The organism is Flagellimonas sp. L-11, assembly GCF_056857735.1.
Genome location: NZ_JBSXNR010000068.1, coordinates 155,529 through 173,256 on the forward strand (window position 1 = coordinate 155,529; position 17,728 = coordinate 173,256).

Consider the following 17,728-nt stretch of genomic DNA (forward strand, 5'->3'; position numbering starts at 1 on the left):
AATTTTAAGTTTAAGTAATCATTAAGTATTGCTTACTAAGGTGATATCCAGTTTTCTTGGTGTATAACCTAGGTTAAATGTATATTGCGCCAATAGTTGAGTATGAACTGGGAACAATTACTTTCTTTAAAACGTCACGGCGACACAGGCAAAAGATTACGCAAGGAACAGAACGAGACCCGTTTGGGTTTTGAGGTGGATTACGACCGGATCATTTTTTCGTCCGCTTTTAGGAGCTTGCAGGACAAGACCCAAGTATTTCCAATGCCCATAGCCGTTGGTTCCCAAAAAGATTTTGTGCATACCCGTCTTACCCATAGTTTGGAGGTATCGGTGGTAGGAAGAAGCTTGGGACGTATTGCAGGACAGCAAATTTTGTCCAAATACCCGTTTTTGTCCGAAGTGCACGGTTACCATTTTAATGATTTTGGAGCTATAGTTGCCGCTGCAGCCCTTGCCCACGATATTGGCAACCCTCCATTTGGGCATAGCGGGGAAAAGGCCATTGGCAATTATTTTAAACAAGGCAAAGGAAAGCAATACGAGGATATGCTTACCGCAGCGGAATACCAAGACCTTATCGATTTTGAAGGCAATGCCAATGGTTTTAAACTCTTGACCGAGTCCCGCGAAGGCGTTCCGGGAGGTCTCCGGTTGAGTTACGCCACTTTGGGCGCATTTATAAAATATCCTAAAGCCTCCTTGCCCAAAAAACCTTCCAAAAGCATCGTGGATAAAAAGTTCGGGTTCTTTCAGTCGGAGAAATCATTTTTTAATGAGCTAGTGGAAGAAATAGGCCTGTTGCCCAACCCGAACAATCCCGAGACAGGTTTTTTGAGGCATCCGCTTACCTATTTGGTTGAGGCTGCCGACGATATCTGTTACACCATCATCGATTTTGAGGATGGGATCAACCTGGGGCTCATTCCAGAGGAATATGCGTTGGAGTATTTGATCAACTTGGTGAAGGACAACATCAACACCAAAAAGTATAACGCCATGACCACCTCAAGCGACCGTTTGAGCTATTTGAGGGCACTTGCCATCAATACCTTGATAGGGGACGCTGTGGATATTTTTGTGAAGAACGAGGATAAAATCCTTGATGGAGTCTTTGATGTTTCTCTGTTGGACAAGGGGAAATACAGGGCTCAGGTAGAGGACATCATTAAGTTGAGCGTGGAGAAAATCTATCAATCTACCGAAGTGGTCGATAAGGAACTGGCAGGTTACCGCATAATTTCGGACCTGTTGGACATGTACACTACGGCACTGATCAATGTAAAAAAGGGGGAGGGCACCAATTATGACCGATTGCTAATCAAAAGTTTACCCAAAAACTATCAGAATACAAATACTTCGATGTATAAAATATTGTTGGATACCAGTTGTTTTGTGGCTAGCTTATCCGATAGTGCAGCGGTACACATTCATGATAAATTAACGGGGCGAAAAATCTAAAACAGGTTCTAAAACGAATAGAGCAATCCCACGCCCAGTAACTGTTTAAACTGTATACGGGCTATACCAGGGTTTATAACCGTGCCATCCTCGGCAATCTCCTCATCAAATTTTGTGTCATCATCAAAGATGAGATGGGTACCTATATTGGCATTGAGATACTCGTTCACCTTAAGGTTAAAATTCAATTCCCAGTCTACATCAATGTTTCCAAAACTACTTATATAATCGGTATACAGATTGATCCGGTGGTTCATCAATACATTTCTTGCGATTTCGGTTTCCCACGAATTGGTGATCAAAAAACCAAGTTCCAAAAAAACATTTTTGCCCTCTTCAACACCAAATGCACCTTGATTGGAAAGCACTTCGTCCAGAACAAAAGTGGATTTCATGGTAGCAGGTGAAATATATAGGTTGAAGTTGTCTTTAGTGGGGATATAGGATGTACCGACACCGACAAACAGATATCCAGGGGCCATAAACCTGGAAATCGGGTTTTCTCTATCGGGATATTTATAACCGTTGGAAAACTGGGTCCGTAAATTTGCCTTAACGGAATAGTACCAGTTTGTGATGGTATCTTTTCTAAAACTTAGGGTGGTGGACAATCGAATCTGGTCGTCCGTTTTTCTTAGTTTCCTCCCTTCTTGTGCATTGAGGCCGTATCTAAGTTGAACCTCGTTGTCCCAGTTTAAATATCGGAACTTATAATTTCTGGCAAAATCTGCACTTGCAAGTGCCGAAACAGAGTTGTCGCCCCCTGCATTCCAGTTCACAAAAGCTACTTCGCTAATATTAAGTCCAAATTTGTTCACTTTTTTCCAGAATGATGTGGGCTTAAAACGGTTGTACCAAATACTCAAAGGTTTTACACGGTTAAGAACAGTACGTGGGTCGGTGAGCTTGGCACTTCTTGTAAGATATTTTAGTTTAACATCTTTGATGCGAACAATTTTAAAACCGGCATCGGTACTGTCGGGTTCAAAAACCTTTAAACGGGTTATCTGTGCATTGGCAGACAGGAAAACAGTAAGGAATAGAATCAAAAAACAATTTATTCGCATTGGTCTAAGGTTGATTGTATGTATGAATGTATCGTATCAAAATCTATACCAGCCAATTGATGGGTCTCGGGTATGGTGCCATGCTCAACAAATTGATCGGGAACTCCAAATATTTTAACAGGTTTTGACAATCCCTCCTCATTGGCGAATTCCAAAACAGCAGAACCAAAACCACCTATTTTGGTACCATCCTCTACAGTAATAATGTACTTGTATTTGGTAAAAATAGTGCGTAGTGCATTCTTGTCCAAGGGTTTTACGAAACGCATATCGTAATGGCCAACTTTTTCGGAACCATCTAAATTTTTAATGAGGCCGGCGATAGTGTTACCTATATGACCTATGGTAAGTACCGCAATTTCGGAACCTTCTTTCAAACACCGGGACTTACCAATTTCAATAGGCTCAAAATCATTCCTCCAATCAATGTTCGTTCCCCGACCTCTAGGGTATCGTATGGCAATGGGATTATTTAGCCCCAATTGTGCGGTGTACATTATATTTCGGAGTTCCATTTCGTTCATTGGAGCAAAAACGATGAAGTTTGGGATGCAACGCAAATAGGCCATATCAAAAACACCGTGATGGGTCGGGCCGTCCTGTCCTACAAGTCCTGCACGGTCCAAACAAAAAATAACCGGAAGCTTTTGTAGGGCCACATCATGTATCACCTGGTCATAGGCCCGTTGTAAAAAAGTGGAATAAATATTACAAAAAGGCACTAAACCTTGTGTGGCCATTCCTGCAGCCAAGGTAACGGCATGTTGCTCGGCTATCCCTACGTCAAAGGCACGGTCGGGCATTTGGTTCATCATAAATTTTAGCGAGCTGCCACTGGGCATGGCAGGGGTGATTCCAACAATATTTTTATTTTTTTTGGCCAATTCCACTATGCTGTGTCCAAAAACATCTTGATATTTTGGAGGTTCATTCTGCCCAGATTTTTTCAGACGTTCCCCGGTAAGCTTGTCAAACTTTCCAGGAGCATGGTACACCACTTGATCTTCCTCAGCCTGTTTCAGCCCTTTCCCCTTTGTAGTGATGATATGAAGCAACTTTGGTCCCTCCACATGTTTTAGGCGTTCCAGTTCCTTGACCAAGGCTTTTACATCATGACCGTCAAGAGGGCCAGAGTAGTCGAGGTTGAGGCATTCAAAAATATTTTCGTCCTTGGCCGTACCTGCCTTTACATTGGTAAGGTATTTTTTTAGGGCCCCGACGCTGGGGTCGATTCCAATGGCATTGTCGTTGAGCACGATTAATGCGTTTACATGGGTCACTCCGAGATGGTTCAATCCTTCAAAGGCCATTCCGCTGGCAATGGAGGCGTCGCCCACCACGGCAACATGCTGTTTGTCAAGGTCACCTTTCAACTTGGATGCCATTGCCATTCCCAATATGGCCGATATGGCGGTGGAGCTGTGTCCCGTTCCAAAATCGTCGTATTCGCTTTCACTTCGCTTGGGAAAACCACTAATGCCGCCCAACTGTCGATTGGTTTCAAAGATTTCCTTTCGTCCGGTCAAAATTTTATGTCCGTAGGCTTGGTGGCCCACATCCCAAATAAGTTTGTCGTTGGGAGTGTTGAACACATAATGCAGGGCAATGGTAAGTTCCACCACTCCCAAACTTGCACCTAAATGCCCTTCTTTGGTAGAAACAATATCAATAATAAACTCCCTTAATTCTTGGGCGAGTTTGGGCAGCTCATCCAAAGGTATTTTTTTGAGGTCTTCAGGGGATTCGATATGTGGTAACAGCCTTTTCAATGGATAAAAAACAAAAGTATTGATTCTCCCCAAGATTATTTTATGTGTAGCTTAGCAATCTCATGAAAAATGACATAAAAATCGTGGAGAATCCGTTTGATGACAACTATTTTATGAAGAAAGCCATGCAAGAGGCAGAAATTGCCTTTGAAAATGGCGAAGTTCCCGTTGGAGCGGTTATCGTAACAGACAATCGAATCATTGGGAGGGCCCATAACCTTACGGAACGATTAAAGGATGTTACGGCCCATGCCGAGATGCAGGCGATTACCGCTGCTTCCAATTTTTTGGGCGGAAAATACCTTCAGGGCTGTACGCTGTACGTTACTTTGGAACCTTGTCAAATGTGCGCGGGCGGTTTGTATTGGAGCCAAATTTCGAGAGTGGTCTATGGAGCTTCGGATCTAGAGCGCGGGTTTAGCGTTATGGGAGGCCATCTGCACCCAAAGACAGAAGTTGTGGGCGGGGTAATGGAAAAGGAAGCTTCCGAGCTGTTAAAGCGATTCTTCATTCAAAGAAGAAACCTGAATTAAACAAAAAACCCCGGCATCGCCAAGGTTTTTAAATCAAAATCAAAATAAAATATTATTATCCGATTACTTGCACTTGTGCAGCAACCACTCCTTTTCTTCCTTCTTCTTCAATGTATTCTACTTTGTCGCCTTCGTTCAATTCCACACCGTTCAATGCCGTAACATGAACAAAAATGTCTTTTCCTGTGTCGTCGTTTGTAATAAATCCATAACCTTTGGATTCATTGAAAAATTTTACTGTACCAGTCATTAAAAAATAAATAAATGTTAAATTACGAATGTAACTTTTTTTGTGGCTGATTGGATGAAAAGAAGTTTAAATCTTAAGAAAATTATTGATTTTTTGTTTTTTTACGCTCTTTTTCTTGCATTTTCTTAATATTTTCCTTAGTAAGCATATAATCTTTCATGTTTTTGCCCTGGCTCTCCTTCCATAGAAAAAGGGGCATGGCCACCAAAAAGAGACCTACAGTACCTCCTCCAATATATTTTTGGGCCTCCGGATGGTCTTCATCCAGGGAAAGGCCATAGAAGATTGAAACAAAAGAAGCTATCATGATAAGGAAAATGATATGTTTTAGTTTGATTTTCATTGGGAATAATTAATGAGTTTTCTACGATAGGCCGTCAACATTTTGGATTTGGATATAAAGCCTTCGTATTTGCCATTTTTGATAACGGGCAAATTCCAAGCACCGCTATCTTGAAACTTTTTCATCACCTGTTTCATATTGTCCGTCTCGTAAAAGATAACCTCTGGGGGGGCATGCATCAAATTTTTAACAAAAACGGTGTCGTACATTTCGGTATCGAACATCATGGGCCTTATATCGTCCAGAACAATTATTCCAATCAGTTTTTTTTCATCATCCAAGACTGGAAAAAGATTTCTTTTGGATTTGGAAACGGATTGGTGCAGCATTTCACCCAAGGACATTTTGGGGTGCACGGGCCGAAAATTCTTTTCAATAACATCGTCCATTTCCATAAGCCCAAGTACCATTTGGTCCTTGTTGTGGGACAAAAGCGCCCCTATTTTGGCCAATTCTTTGGTGTAAATGGTGTAATCGAGCGCGTTTTTGGTGATTAGGTAGGAGATAGCGGCAGTAATCATTAAAGGTACAAAGAGTTGATATCCTCCAGTAATTTCGGCAATCAGGAATATGGCGGTCAAAGGTGCGTGGATTACCCCGGCAATCAAACCCGACATACCGATCAAGGTGAAATTGCTTTCAGAAACAGAAAATCCAAACCCTATATTGTTGATTACCTTGGCCACCACATTGCCCAACGCACTTCCCATAACCATGGTGGGGATAAACACTCCACCTGCACCACCTGCCCCGATGGTGGTCGTCATGGCAATAGCCTTAAAAATGGTGATGCCGAACAAGAGGGCGATCACCACCCAAATATTATGTGTGTAAGCATCAAAAGGGGTAGTGCCGAGCGCTTTTAGATGATCACCACCCAAAAGGTTGTTTATGAATCCAAAACCTTCACCATAAAGCGGTGGAATGGCATATAACATTACACCAATGGCAATTCCGCCGACCAAAAGTTTATACTTTGGACTTTTAAGCTTTTTAAAAAGGGACAATATGGCGAAATACATTTTGGTAAAATAGATGGAGGCAAACCCTGTGCCGACACCCAATAAAATGTAAAAGGGGGTGTCTTCCAATTTAAATCCTTCGGATAGGGAAAAGCTGAACAATACTTCGTTTCCCAAAAAGAAATAGGATGTCAGCACCCCGGAAATGGATGCTAAAAGCAGGGGCAGCATGGACATCATGGTCAGATCTAGGGTGAAAATCTCAACGGCAAAAATAATGGCCGCAATGGGGGACTGAAAAATGGAGGCAATTGCCCCGGCCGATGCGCATGCCACCAAAAGCGTCCTGGTCTTGGCATCTATATGGAACAATCGGCTCAAATTTGAACTTACTGCGGATCCCGATTTAACGGCTGGCCCCAACAATCCTACCGAACCACCAAAACCAACGGTGAGGGGAGCGGTGATCAAAGGGGTATAAATATCTTTTAGTTTGAGCAATCCTCTTTTTTTGGAAAGCGAGAAGATGATGGATGAAACCGCATGCTGCAAAGGTTCCTTATGCACAAATTTCACATAAAGATATACCAACGTAAGCCCTATGGTCGGGAGTATAAAGTACAGTTGATTCTCTGAAAAAACAATGCCCTTTTTTAAAAGGTACTCGATAAAATAGGTGGAGTTTTTTACCGTAACGGCAACCAATCCTGCCAAAAAACCCACAATAAGGCTCATTATTTGAATAAAGGTCCTGTTGGAGATATTTCTATATCGCCATTTAAGAAATCGGGTGAGCAGTTTTTTATTGCTGTAGGGCATCGAGGTCTATAATACTATTAAAAGTATTAAAAAATCCCGCTAACAAAGCGGGATTTCAATATATCATAGATCCAACTTTAAATGGAGCTCTTTCAACTGTTCCTCGTCAATGGTCGCGGGAGCATCGATCATAACATCGCGTCCGTTATTGTTTTTAGGGAAGGCAATGTAATCCCGAATGGTTTCCTGTCCGCCCAAAATGGCCACCAATCTGTCCAAGCCAAATGCGATACCGCCATGGGGGGGTGCTCCGTATTGGAATGCATCCATTAAAAAGCCAAACTGGGCCTTCGCTTCTTCGGGGGTGAAGCCCAAATGCTTGAACATGGTTGCTTGGGTTTCTTTATCATAAATCCTGATGGATCCCCCACCAATTTCGTTTCCGTTGAGCACCAAATCGTAGGCATTGGCCTTTACCTCGCCCGGTTTTGTTTCCAATAATTGCAACTGACCTGGTTTTGGCGAGGTAAACGGGTGGTGCATGGCGTGGTATGCGCCTGTTTCTTCGTCCTGTTCCAATAATGGGAAGTCCACTACCCACAATGGGGCAAACTCATCCGGTTTTCTGAGACCTAAACGGGTGGCCAACTCCATTCGCAAAGCGCTCAATTGAGCACGGGTTTCGTTGGTGTTTCCGGATAGCACACAGATAAGGTCGCCTGGTTTGGCCCCGGTTACCTCGGCCCATTTGGCCAGGTCTTCTTGGTCGTAGAATTTATCCACGGAAGATTTATAGGTACCATCTTCGTTACATTTTACATAGACCATTCCTTTTGCGCCCACTTGTGGGCGTTTTACCCAGTCTACCAGTTTGTCTATTTCTTTTCTGGTATAGGAAGCTGCTCGTGGAACAGCGATTCCCACCACCAATTCCGCAGAGTTGAACACGTTAAAATCTTTGTGCTGGGCCACATGGTTGAGCTCGCCGAACTGCATTCCAAAGCGAATGTCGGGTTTGTCGTTCCCGTACAGGCACATGGCATCATCATAAGTCATTCTCGGGAACTCATCTATTTCCACACCTTTGATTTCTTTCAAAAGATGCTTGGTCAAACCTTCAAATGTGTTCAAGATGTCCTCTTGCTCCACAAAGGCCATTTCGCAGTCTATTTGCGTGAACTCCGGTTGGCGGTCGGCACGGAGGTCTTCATCCCTAAAACATTTTACAATTTGGAAGTACTTATCCATTCCCCCGACCATCAACAATTGTTTAAAGGTTTGCGGGGACTGGGGCAGGGCGTAGAACTGGCCTTCGTTCATTCGGCTGGGCACCAAAAAGTCCCTAGCTCCTTCGGGAGTGGATTTTATCAAATATGGAGTTTCAATATCGATAAAGCCTTGGTCGGATAAATATTTCCTAACCTCCATGGTTACTTTATGCCTAAAGATGAGCTTGTTCTTTACTGGATTTCTACGGATATCCAAGTAACGGTATTTCATACGGATGTCTTCCCCGCCATCGGTCTCATCTTCAATGGTAAAAGGAGGCAGGAGGGACTTGTTCAAGAGGGTAAGTTCTTTGACCAGTACCTCAATATCACCAGTGGGAATATTAGGGTTTTTGGAAGCACGTTCAATAACCTCGCCCTTGGCTTGGATAACGGTTTCACGACCAAGTTCCCTAGCCTGTTCAAGCAATTCCTTGGAAGTGCGTTCCTGGTCAAAAACCAATTGGGTGATGCCATAGCGGTCACGCAGGTCTACCCAAGCTACAAAACCTTTGTCGCGGAGCTTGTGCACCCATCCACTTAAAATAACTTCCGAACCTATATCCGATGCCCTTAATGCACCACAAGTATTGCTTCTGTACATGATGTTTGTTATGAGAGCGCAAATTTAATAGGAATGTGGCTATTTTTTAGGAGATATGCCCATTTTCTGTTTGTCGATTTTTTTTGAAGGGAGAAGTGATTGCATAATTGAGGCCTGCTTAACGTTAAATTAACATTGTAAGCGGTCAATTGGGCAGTATTGAACGATTATGAGTAAAAATATTCGCTAAAAGTACAGATTGGTAGTATTTAATTAAAAATTAACTTACTGAATAACAATTAATTAAAATATTAAAGTTAATTTAATGTAAACTAAAAGTTATTTAAATGTGTGATTAACGTAAAATTTAAGTAAATTTGATACGTTATCATTAGGAATAAACAATATTAAATCCCATAAAGAATGAAAAAAGCAATATTATTTTTGGCGGTGATGTTTGCGGTTATCGTATCTGCCCAAGATGCAAAGCCGACCTTTGAGAAAATGGGAAAAATGGTGAAAGCCACTTATTTTCATGACAATGGTGAAATTGCCCAAACAGGTTATATGTTGAACGGAAAATTACATGGTAATTGGGTAATGTTCAATGTTGAAGGTGAAAAAATTGCCACTGGCCAATACGAAAATGGAGAAAGAACCGGTAAATGGTTTTTTTGGAAAAACGATGGATTACGCGAAGTGGACTTTACGGACAACCGTATAGTGCAAGTAAAAAACTGGAACGAAGGAGATGCCGTTACGGTAAACCAATAGGATAAATCAGTAGTTTAAAAAAGCCCCGGCCAATTTGGCCGGGGCTTTTCTATTTTCTATTATTTATGGATAAACCATTATTCACTTGCTGCTTCAGGTTTAAGGTTTTTGGTCCTTAACTTTTGGATCCATATTTTAAGTCTGTAACTAATATTGAACAGTACGGGCACAATAACCAATGTTAGGAATGTGGCCACAATCAGGCCAAAAATTACCGTCCAGGCCAACGGGCCCCAAAATATAACATTGTCACCACCCATGTAAACCTGTGCATCAAAATCGGAGAACAGGCTAACGAAGTTGATGTTTAATCCTATGGCCAATGGAATCAATCCTAAAACGGTTGTAATGGCTGTTAGTATAACCGGGCGCAAACGTGCTTTCCCTCCCCTTATTATGGCATCCGTAACATCTTCACGGTTCAGCAGTTCATCATCGGAAATTCCTAGCTCCACTTTTTTTCGATCAATAAGGATTTGGATGTAATCAAGCAGTACCACACCATTATTTACCACAATTCCTGCCAAGGAAATAATTCCCATCATGGTCATCATAATAACAAATGGCCACCCTGTTATGATCAATCCTCCAAACACGCCTATAAAACTGAGGAATATGGCCATCATGATTATAGCGGGCTTGGAGATGCCGCCAAATTGGAAAATTAAAAGAAGCATGATCAATCCCAGTCCCAAAAAGAATGCGCTTACTAAAAAGGACATTTGCTTTTCTTGTTCCTCAATTTGGCCGGTAAAATCAATTTTCACCCCCTCGGGAAGGCCTTTGAATTCCTGCATTTCTTCCTGGATTTCAGCAACAATGGCACCGGCATCTGTAAACCCGGGTTTTAAGGCGGAGTATACCGTCACCACCCGTTTGGTATCGACGTGCTTAATGGCGCTGAACGATGAGGTGTTTTCTTGGTTTGCCACGGCAGAAATGGGAATTTCCTTTATTTGACCGTTGGAGGGATCCCTAAAGATGATTTTTTGGTCGAACAAGGCACTGGTATTGTAACGAAGATCTTGGTTAAAACGAACATTAATGTCGTAGTCGTCACCGTCTTTTTTGTAAATCCCAGCTTTATCACCAAAAATAGATCTACGTAATTGCTGTCCAACTTGAGCTACGGAAACACCCAGCTCTCCTGCTTTGGCCCTGTTCACTGTAACCTGTATGCCGGGCTTGCCTTTATTCACATCTATTTTAAGCTCTTCGATACCTGCAATGTTCTTGCTGTTGATAAAGTTGCGCATGCGTTCAGCGGTGTTTATCAAGGTATCATAATTTTGGCCTTCTATCTCTATATTGATGGGATAGCCGGCAGGAGGGCCAACAGCATCTTTTTCTACGGAAATGGTTACGCCTGGGTACACACCGGACAACGTATCTTGAATTTGTTGGCGAAGCTCTTCGGTATCCAGCCCGTTCCTGTATTTAAACTCGCGCATGGAGAGCGTAATTTTACCGCGATGGGGCGTTTCTGCAGCAGAACCACCCTCGGTAAATGGGTTTTCGGCTCCCTTACCTACTTGGGATACGCTGGATTGAACCAGATAATTGAAGTCCCCTTTGTTGTATTTGTTCCTACCGGTTACACCATAGACCCTTTCCTCAATTTTTTTTGTGATGGCATTGGTCTTTTCTATATCGGTTCCCTGTGGATACTCGATGTACACATAAATTTCGTTGGGCGTATTGTCTGGAAAAAACTCCACTTTTGTACGTTGTGTTTGCAACGACATCCCGAAGAAAACAAATGATAAAATCAAGAGAAGGGAGGTAAGTCCAAAGTACCAATACACATTTCTGCCTTTGAGCGCTTTTTTTAACTGACGTTCGTAAAAGTTTTCAAGTTTTACCAAGCTTTTGGTCTGAAATCCCCGTGCCCATGGCTTCAAGAAATATTTGTATATCCAGAACATGATGCCGACGACTATCATTAATGTGCCAAGGCCGCGCACGGGACCTCCCACAATAAAGATAAATAGTCCAAAGCCTCCTAAAATCAAACTAAGTCGTATCAATTGTTTTTTTGTGAGCTCTTTTTCACCGATCTGCATAAACTGCGAGACCAACATGGAGTTCATGAATATGGCCACGAACAATGAAGAACCTAGTACTACGGACAATGTAATGGGGAAGAAAATCATGAATTCGCCCATAATGCCCGGCCACATTCCCAAGGGAACAAAAGCTGCTACAGTGGTTGCTGTGGATATGATGATAGGTATGGCAATTTCACCGATACCTTTTTTGGCAGCTTCTTTACGGGACATGCCTTCTTGCTCCATGAGTCGATATACGTTTTCGACCACAACAACCCCATTGTCCACCAACATACCAAGTCCCATGATCAACCCAAAAAGGATCATGGTATTCAGCGTATACCCCAAGGCTGTAAGAATCATAAAGGACATGAACATGGACATGGGTATGGCAAAACCAACAAAAAGGGCGTTTCTAAAGCCTAAAAAGAACATCAATACGGTTACAACGAGTATAATCCCAAAAATGATGTTGTTTACCAAATCATCCACTTGGTTCAGGGTCCTGCTGGAGGAATCGTTGGCAATGGTAACAGTTAGGTCTTTTGGAAAGTAATTTTCCTTGGCCTCATCCACCAAATCCCGTATAAGTTCAGATGCTTCAATGGTATTTTTACCCGATCTTTTTTTAATGTCCAACATGACCACTGGAGAACCGTGTTCCCTAGCAAAGGTGGTCTTGTCTTCCTCGGTAAACGATACAGTGGCAATATCCCGCAGATAAATGGCCCCGTTTTCGGATTTGACCACAAAGTTTTCCAGTTCGGAGGGTTTTTCGACTTCGCCCAAAATGCGTATGGTCCTACGTTGGCCGCTGGTGATCATGTTACCGGCGGACATGGTGATGTTTCCGTTGGATATGGCCTGGATGACATCATCAAAGCTAACCCTGGAAGCCATCATTTTATAAACATCCACCGCTATTTCGACCTCTTTTTCCTGCGCACCTCTTATATCTACCTCTTTTATTAGGGGGAGGTCTTCAATTTCATCTTCCAAATATTCGGCAAACTCTTTTAGCTTTTCCACAGGATAATCTCCCGTGAGGTTCACGTTCATTATCGGAAAGGATTCCGCCAAGTTCAGGTCAAAAACATTGGGCTCTACCTTTGCCCCGTTGAAAATGGGCCAGTCTTCACCGGCTTTTTCGGTATCAACTTCGTCTTTTACTTCTTGTTTTGCGTTTTCGACCGAAATTTCTTCATCAAACTCAACAATGATCATGGAGTAGTCTTCTTGAGAAGTTGAAGTGATTTCGACCACGTTGCTCACATTTTTGAGCACATCTTCGAGAGGGTCGGTGATCAAACGCTCCATATCCTCAGCCGTATTGCCGGGATACACGGTACTTACATATATTTTGGTTTCTTCCACTTCAGGGAAATCTTCCCTGGGCATGGCAAAATAGGAAGACAAACCTATGATAAAGAACAACCCGATCATTACATAGATCACAGACGGATTGTCTATGGCCCACGATGAAAGGCGGAATTCCTTGTTTGCGTTCTTTTTAGCTTTTTCCATTTTGGTGAATTAGTTTTTTGCGGTTGTGGTTGTGTCCAGTACTTTGACAGTTTGCCCATCCCTTATGCTGCGGGCACCTTCAACTATTACTTGGTTTCCAGCCGAAATACCTTCAAGAACTTCTAGATAATCGCCTTGTTTTTTACCTGGTTTGATAATTAATTTTTTGGCGGTAAACTCACCATTATCTTCCCGGATAGCATACACATATTGTTCACCCTCTGCATTTTCCGAAACTATACTTTGTGGTATAAGGATGGCGTTTTCATTGGTATAATCGTTGATCTTTACCTGTGCCGTTAGATTCGGTTTTATATGGCCATTCTTGTTGGGCACAGGTATTTCTGCAATAAAGGAGCGGTTGCTGGGATTGATGAAATTTCCAGTTTGGCGTACTTTGGTGGTAATGGTTTCTCCCAAAACGGGGAAATAGGCGTCTACCAGTTTACCAGGGGTTACATTGGGCAAATGGGCTTCTGGCACCTCCACATCAATGTACATGTCCGAAAGGTTCACTATTCTAAAAACCTCGGAACCTGGCCCTGGGCTTACCACCGTTCCTTGATCTTTAATCACATCGTCCACAATGCCCGAAAATGGAGCCCGAATGGAAGATTTTTCAATTTGGCTTTCCATTTGTTTCACCGCATTTTGTTGGGCCTCGTAATTGGTCTTGGCCTGTAGGTATTGGATCTCGGAACCGATATTTTGCTCCCAAAGCCTTTTTTGGCGTTCAAAAGTGGTTTTGCTCAATTCCGCTTGGGTTTTCAATTGAGCCAATTGGCTTGAGAGTCCGCCGTCATCAATCGAAGCCAATAACTGGCCTTTGGACACCCGTTGTCCCTCTTCAACGTACACACGGTAAAGGGTACCGGCCATTTCTGGATAAACCAGTACATTTTGGTCTGTTTTAACATCGCCCTGTAATTCTAAAAAGTGCTGGAATTTTTTAGGATTTACGGTAATTGTAGATACCAATGGCAGTTTTGAATTGTCGTCCAGTTCTGCAATGGCTTCGTCCAACTTCTTAACTTGATTCTCAAGTGTTTTAAGTTCTTCGGTAACGGAATTTCGTTTTGCTCGAATGGCTTCCACATCCTTGCTGGCAATTACTTCGTCCAAAGAATTGCTGCCGCTGCCCCCGCATGAAGCAAGAACTGCAGCTATTAGTGATATATATATTGCTTTTTTCATGATGGAATGGTTTTCTCCTTTAGATTATTCATTTAAAATGTTTTCCAGTGCTATTTTCTTGTTGATCACATCGACCATGGATTGTAAATATTCTTGTTGACTGGTATATAATTGGGTCTGGGCCTGTCTCAATTCAAAACTGGTCGCCAAACCTTCGGAATATTTGATTTGATTCTTTTTTTCGATGCGTTCCGCCAGTTCCAAATTGTCCTTGGACGTGCCGTATTGCTCTATGGCAAGGATGTAATCGCTCTTGGCGCTTTCCAATTGAAGGCGGATTTGCTCCTGTGCCTCGGTGAACCGGGTTTTTGCCTTTTCCAGGGCAATCTTGGCACGTTGTGTACTGGCACTTCTTTTTAAAGAGCTGAAAATTGGAATGTTGAGGTCGACCCCCAAAATGGAGGAACCGAACCATTGTTGGCCACTGTCCAAAAAGTTGAAATTGTTACTGAAGGAGTTTCCCCCGTAATTGATAAAGGCATTGAGTGTTGGCAAAGCGCGGCTTTTGGCCAGTTTTAATTCAAAGTAACGCTGCTCGTTGAGGTTGGCCGCCAATTTGTAATCCACATTGTTCTCTATATTGAACTCGGTATCGATCAATCCCAAATCAATTTGGCTTTGGGAGAGGTCATCCAAATTCTCGGTCAACACGGTAGGTGTTTCAATGGGGAGCCCTAACATCAAGTTCAACATTTGCAGGGTTATCTTCTCCATGCGGCGTGCATTTTTAAGTTGGTTGTCCACCGTGGAGAGCGTAATCTGCAACTGGTCCACACTTTCCTCATCACCGAGGCCGTTTTCGTAAATACGCTTGGTCTCGTAAAGGTTTTCTTCCAGGGTCGCTTTGTTTTTTTCGGAAATCTTTACACTTTCCTGTGCCAAAAGCACATTGCCGTAGGCTTCCACCACCGATTTTCGCACATCCAATTCGGTTTTTTCCTTAGTGTTCTGGCTATAGTCCAAAAAGGTTTTGGTGGCCTGTACGCCTACAATGTACGATCCGTCAAATATTTGTTGGGTCAAAGTAGCCGTTGCCGAGATGGATTGTGCCTGTCCAAAAACCACTTCTTGGTATGTTCCGGGTTCCCCGCCAAAAAATTCGGCAGGAATTTGTGAAACAGGTTGCTTTAACTGGTTTTGGTAACTTATGGCCCCATTGATCTGGGGAAGTCCCGATGCAATGGTTTCCCATTTTTGTTTTTGGGCGTCCACAATGTCCCTCTCTGCATTTTGAGCACTGTAATTGTGTTCCAAAGCATACATTATGGCCTGATCCAAGCTGAAACTAGGTATGGTATCTTGAGCGGATGCCAACCAGGGCAATATAAATAGTAAGGTGATTAGTGTTTTTTGCATTTATTCTTGATTTGAATTGATGATTGAGTTGAGTACATTTCTTCCCTTGGGCGTTACAATCCCCCTAAGGTGATATTCCAAATAATAGTCCAATAATTCAGGTTTGCTGAATATTTCTGTTGGGAACAAATTATTGTCCTTGATGCTGGTAACACCGGTAAAGTATATTCTGGATACAAATTCAACATTTAGGTTATCCCTGTAAATGCCCAGCTCCATGCCTCTTTTCACGTTTTCGGCAATACAACGGTGGGTGCATTCAAATTGTATTTCTTTAAGTGAGGTATAGATTTTTGGATAATACTTTTGCAGTTGGTACAATGGGGATGATTTTTCGTCCTTTAAGTGTACCATTATAAATTTTTTGATTTCGTACAGTTCTTCAATTGGGTTTTTCTTGAACCCAACAATATCGTCTATGCCGCAGGTGATAGTATCCGACATTGTTATTGCGGTCTGTTCCACCAATTCTGTTTTGTTCTTAAAATGGGAGTAAATCGTTTTTTTGGATATTCCCATCTCCTGTGCCAAGTCGTCCATGGTAACGCTCTTAAACCCTAGGTTTAAGAACATTTCAGTTGCCTTTTGTATAATATTTTCCCTCATAATCAGGGAGCAAATGTAGGTATGGAAACTTTAAAAACAAAAAAAGTTTCCTCGGTTTTACAATTTTTTAACGATGGGTTTAAGGTTTATTTTAACTGGACTCTGTACTATCGTTGAACACATGGGGAATTTGGCGGTCGTTGTTGTCGGTTTCGGTACGAATGTTTCCCAACCGCCAAAAAAAGGGACTGAACTGAAGTAAATACTTCTTCTTTGGATTATTCTTCTTTTGATTTATCATGATTTTCGTTTTTGATTTTTTCTATATATGCTTTGAATGCTTCTTCGCCTTCTTCTTTCCAAAATTGATCGTAGTGTTTCCACTCATCAAAATCCCTTCTCCAAGAACCACACTTGTTGGACGATTTAATCTTCTTTTTGTGACTTGAACCTCCTTTGCCCTTACCGCCGCCGCCAAAGCCAAATAGAAGCTTTGCCAATACAAAAATGCCCAGGGCCTGCCAGTAGGTAACCGTTCCCACGCCGAAAAGGTCGGGCATGAGCCAGTTCCATAAGCGCATCAATACATAATTGGCCAACAGAAAGATCAGGACCCCCAAAATGACCATGGCGGCAATTTTGACCACTTTTTTTACGGTGCTCTTCACCTTTTTTTCCACGGCTTTCTCGAATTCTTTTTTATGTTCCATAACTCAGTTCTTTAATATTCTCTAATTTTTTTGATAGTTCCGACATGGCACGGTGTCTTCTGGACATTAACGTACCTGCCGGTATCCCGGTTCTTTCTGCTATTTGTTTGTAATTGTATCCTTCAAAATCTATGGCAATCACAATATCGCGATATGCGGGCTTCAAATCTTCTACCGCTTTTTTTAGGGCTTGTTCCATCTCTTGTGAATAGCTGTTATCCGCATCGCCATAAAAGAAATCCGCAAACTCCCGCCATTGTTGGTCAATATCCTCGCTGGACAACTTTCTCTCTTTTTTACCACGCATAATATCAATGATCCTATTGCGAATGGCATTGTACACAAACCCACCAACATTGGTTATGGGTATGGCATCATCCGATCTGGAAAACATCCGCAGGGCCACATCCTGCACAATATCCTCGGCATCCCGTTCCGATGTATCCTGAATCCTCGACTGCACATAAGAGCGCAACGAGCCATACTCCTCATTAAAGAAGTCGGTCAGGTTATTTCGGTTATCGGTTTTGGCTGCCATTCAGATGGTTCGGGTTGCTTTTCATCTATAGAGACGAAGAAATTATTTTCTATTGCAGTTTCTCCACAATTTTTTTTGAAAG

The 17,728-nt window shown here is 42.4% G+C and carries 16 protein-coding genes; 3 read left to right on the forward strand and 13 right to left on the reverse strand.

Annotated elements, in window-relative coordinates:
- Nucleotides 1-102 precede the first annotated feature (102 nt).
- Entirely contained in the window at nucleotides 103-1,461 is a 1,359-nt protein-coding gene (gene dgt, locus AC13CC_RS12795) for a dGTP triphosphohydrolase (protein ID WP_482878084.1), read from the forward strand.
- A gap of 8 nt (nucleotides 1,462-1,469) precedes the next feature.
- Here the strand turns inward: dgt and AC13CC_RS12800 are convergent, their stop codons facing one another.
- A complete protein-coding gene (locus AC13CC_RS12800) occupies nucleotides 1,470-2,528 on the reverse strand; it encodes a DUF3078 domain-containing protein (RefSeq protein ID WP_293166642.1) in 1,059 nt (352 codons plus the stop codon).
- Nucleotides 2,519-4,297 carry a 1-deoxy-D-xylulose-5-phosphate synthase gene (locus AC13CC_RS12805; RefSeq protein ID WP_482878085.1) on the reverse strand — a complete coding sequence of 593 codons (1,779 nt, stop codon included), beginning with the start codon at nucleotides 4,295-4,297 and terminating at the stop codon, nucleotides 2,519-2,521. Before AC13CC_RS12805 ends, AC13CC_RS12800 begins: the two co-directional genes overlap by 10 nt.
- 83 nt (nucleotides 4,298-4,380) lie before the next feature.
- Between AC13CC_RS12805 and AC13CC_RS12810 the strand changes: the two genes are divergently transcribed.
- Entirely contained in the window at nucleotides 4,381-4,830 is a 450-nt protein-coding gene (locus AC13CC_RS12810; protein WP_482878114.1) for a nucleoside deaminase, read from the forward strand.
- Between the two features lie 55 nt (nucleotides 4,831-4,885).
- Here AC13CC_RS12810 and AC13CC_RS12815 read toward each other — a convergent pair whose 3' ends face one another.
- From AC13CC_RS12815 to aspS, 4 genes are all read right to left on the reverse strand, one after another.
- The gene (locus tag AC13CC_RS12815) at nucleotides 4,886-5,080 is read right to left on the reverse strand and encodes a cold-shock protein (protein ID WP_163624136.1); all 195 of its coding nucleotides are present in this window, start codon (nucleotides 5,078-5,080) and stop codon (nucleotides 4,886-4,888) included.
- Nucleotides 5,081-5,162: 82 nt separating this feature from the next.
- A complete protein-coding gene (locus AC13CC_RS12820; protein WP_482878086.1) occupies nucleotides 5,163-5,423 on the reverse strand; it encodes a hypothetical protein in 261 nt (86 codons plus the stop codon).
- Nucleotides 5,420-7,204, reverse strand: coding sequence for a chloride channel protein (locus tag AC13CC_RS12825; protein WP_482878087.1), 1,785 nt, complete (start codon nucleotides 7,202-7,204; stop codon nucleotides 5,420-5,422). Before AC13CC_RS12825 ends, AC13CC_RS12820 begins: the two co-directional genes overlap by 4 nt.
- Nucleotides 7,205-7,267: 63 nt before the next feature.
- Nucleotides 7,268-9,016: an aspartate--tRNA ligase gene (gene aspS / locus AC13CC_RS12830; RefSeq protein ID WP_482878088.1), complete on the reverse strand. Its 1,749-nt coding sequence runs from the start codon at nucleotides 9,014-9,016 to the stop codon at nucleotides 7,268-7,270.
- 363 nt (nucleotides 9,017-9,379) lie between these two features.
- On the opposite strand from aspS, the gene AC13CC_RS12835 reads away from it, so the two are divergent.
- Nucleotides 9,380-9,730: a toxin-antitoxin system YwqK family antitoxin gene (locus tag AC13CC_RS12835; RefSeq protein ID WP_326276817.1), complete on the forward strand. Its 351-nt coding sequence runs from the start codon at nucleotides 9,380-9,382 to the stop codon at nucleotides 9,728-9,730.
- A 77-nt stretch (nucleotides 9,731-9,807) separates the two neighbouring features.
- Here AC13CC_RS12835 and AC13CC_RS12840 read toward each other — a convergent pair whose 3' ends face one another.
- The 7 genes from AC13CC_RS12840 to AC13CC_RS12870 form a co-directional block, all read right to left on the reverse strand.
- The gene (locus AC13CC_RS12840) at nucleotides 9,808-13,302 is read right to left on the reverse strand and encodes an efflux RND transporter permease subunit (protein ID WP_482878089.1); all 3,495 of its coding nucleotides are present in this window, start codon (nucleotides 13,300-13,302) and stop codon (nucleotides 9,808-9,810) included.
- A gap of 9 nt (nucleotides 13,303-13,311) precedes the next feature.
- The gene (locus tag AC13CC_RS12845; protein WP_326276819.1) at nucleotides 13,312-14,496 is read right to left on the reverse strand and encodes an efflux RND transporter periplasmic adaptor subunit; all 1,185 of its coding nucleotides are present in this window, start codon (nucleotides 14,494-14,496) and stop codon (nucleotides 13,312-13,314) included.
- 24 nt (nucleotides 14,497-14,520) lie between these two features.
- Nucleotides 14,521-15,852, reverse strand: a complete 1,332-nt coding sequence (locus tag AC13CC_RS12850; protein WP_482878090.1) for a TolC family protein — start codon at nucleotides 15,850-15,852, stop codon at nucleotides 14,521-14,523.
- Entirely contained in the window at nucleotides 15,853-16,458 is a 606-nt protein-coding gene (locus AC13CC_RS12855; RefSeq protein ID WP_326276821.1) for a TetR/AcrR family transcriptional regulator, read from the reverse strand.
- Nucleotides 16,459-16,549: 91 nt separating this feature from the next.
- Nucleotides 16,550-16,699 carry a hypothetical protein gene (locus AC13CC_RS12860; protein ID WP_326276822.1) on the reverse strand — a complete coding sequence of 50 codons (150 nt, stop codon included), beginning with the start codon at nucleotides 16,697-16,699 and terminating at the stop codon, nucleotides 16,550-16,552.
- Nucleotides 16,677-17,108 (reverse strand): hypothetical protein, encoded by a 432-nt coding sequence (locus AC13CC_RS12865; RefSeq protein WP_326276823.1) that lies wholly within the window; start codon nucleotides 17,106-17,108, stop codon nucleotides 16,677-16,679. The genes AC13CC_RS12860 and AC13CC_RS12865 overlap by 23 nt, the downstream gene beginning before the upstream one ends.
- On the reverse strand, nucleotides 17,098-17,646 hold the full coding sequence (locus AC13CC_RS12870; RefSeq protein ID WP_326276824.1) for an RNA polymerase sigma factor: 549 nt from the start codon (nucleotides 17,644-17,646) through the stop codon (nucleotides 17,098-17,100). The genes AC13CC_RS12865 and AC13CC_RS12870 overlap by 11 nt, the downstream gene beginning before the upstream one ends.
- Between the last annotated feature and the right edge of the window lie 82 nt (nucleotides 17,647-17,728).

What these genes read in the sequence shown, in the direction of transcription:
- AC13CC_RS12855 (WP_326276821.1), bottom strand. Translation starts at nt 16,458, where the DNA reads ATGAGGGAAAATATTATACAAAAGGCAACTGAAATGTTCTTAAACCTA.
- AC13CC_RS12870 (WP_326276824.1), bottom strand. Translation starts at nt 17,646, where the DNA reads ATGGCAGCCAAAACCGATAACCGAAATAACCTGACCGACTTCTTTAAT.
- AC13CC_RS12800 (WP_293166642.1), bottom strand. Translation starts at nt 2,528, where the DNA reads ATGCGAATAAATTGTTTTTTGATTCTATTCCTTACTGTTTTCCTGTCT.
- AC13CC_RS12815 (WP_163624136.1), bottom strand. Translation starts at nt 5,080, where the DNA reads ATGACTGGTACAGTAAAATTTTTCAATGAATCCAAAGGTTATGGATTT.
- dgt (WP_482878084.1), top strand. Translation starts at nt 103, where the DNA reads ATGAACTGGGAACAATTACTTTCTTTAAAACGTCACGGCGACACAGGC.
- AC13CC_RS12860 (WP_326276822.1), bottom strand. Translation starts at nt 16,699, where the DNA reads ATGATAAATCAAAAGAAGAATAATCCAAAGAAGAAGTATTTACTTCAG.
- AC13CC_RS12845 (WP_326276819.1), bottom strand. Translation starts at nt 14,496, where the DNA reads ATGAAAAAAGCAATATATATATCACTAATAGCTGCAGTTCTTGCTTCA.
- AC13CC_RS12835 (WP_326276817.1), top strand. Translation starts at nt 9,380, where the DNA reads ATGAAAAAAGCAATATTATTTTTGGCGGTGATGTTTGCGGTTATCGTA.
- AC13CC_RS12865 (WP_326276823.1), bottom strand. Translation starts at nt 17,108, where the DNA reads ATGGAACATAAAAAAGAATTCGAGAAAGCCGTGGAAAAAAAGGTGAAG.
- AC13CC_RS12825 (WP_482878087.1), bottom strand. Translation starts at nt 7,204, where the DNA reads ATGCCCTACAGCAATAAAAAACTGCTCACCCGATTTCTTAAATGGCGA.
- AC13CC_RS12840 (WP_482878089.1), bottom strand. Translation starts at nt 13,302, where the DNA reads ATGGAAAAAGCTAAAAAGAACGCAAACAAGGAATTCCGCCTTTCATCG.
- AC13CC_RS12820 (WP_482878086.1), bottom strand. Translation starts at nt 5,423, where the DNA reads ATGAAAATCAAACTAAAACATATCATTTTCCTTATCATGATAGCTTCT.
- aspS (WP_482878088.1), bottom strand. Translation starts at nt 9,016, where the DNA reads ATGTACAGAAGCAATACTTGTGGTGCATTAAGGGCATCGGATATAGGT.
- AC13CC_RS12850 (WP_482878090.1), bottom strand. Translation starts at nt 15,852, where the DNA reads ATGCAAAAAACACTAATCACCTTACTATTTATATTGCCCTGGTTGGCA.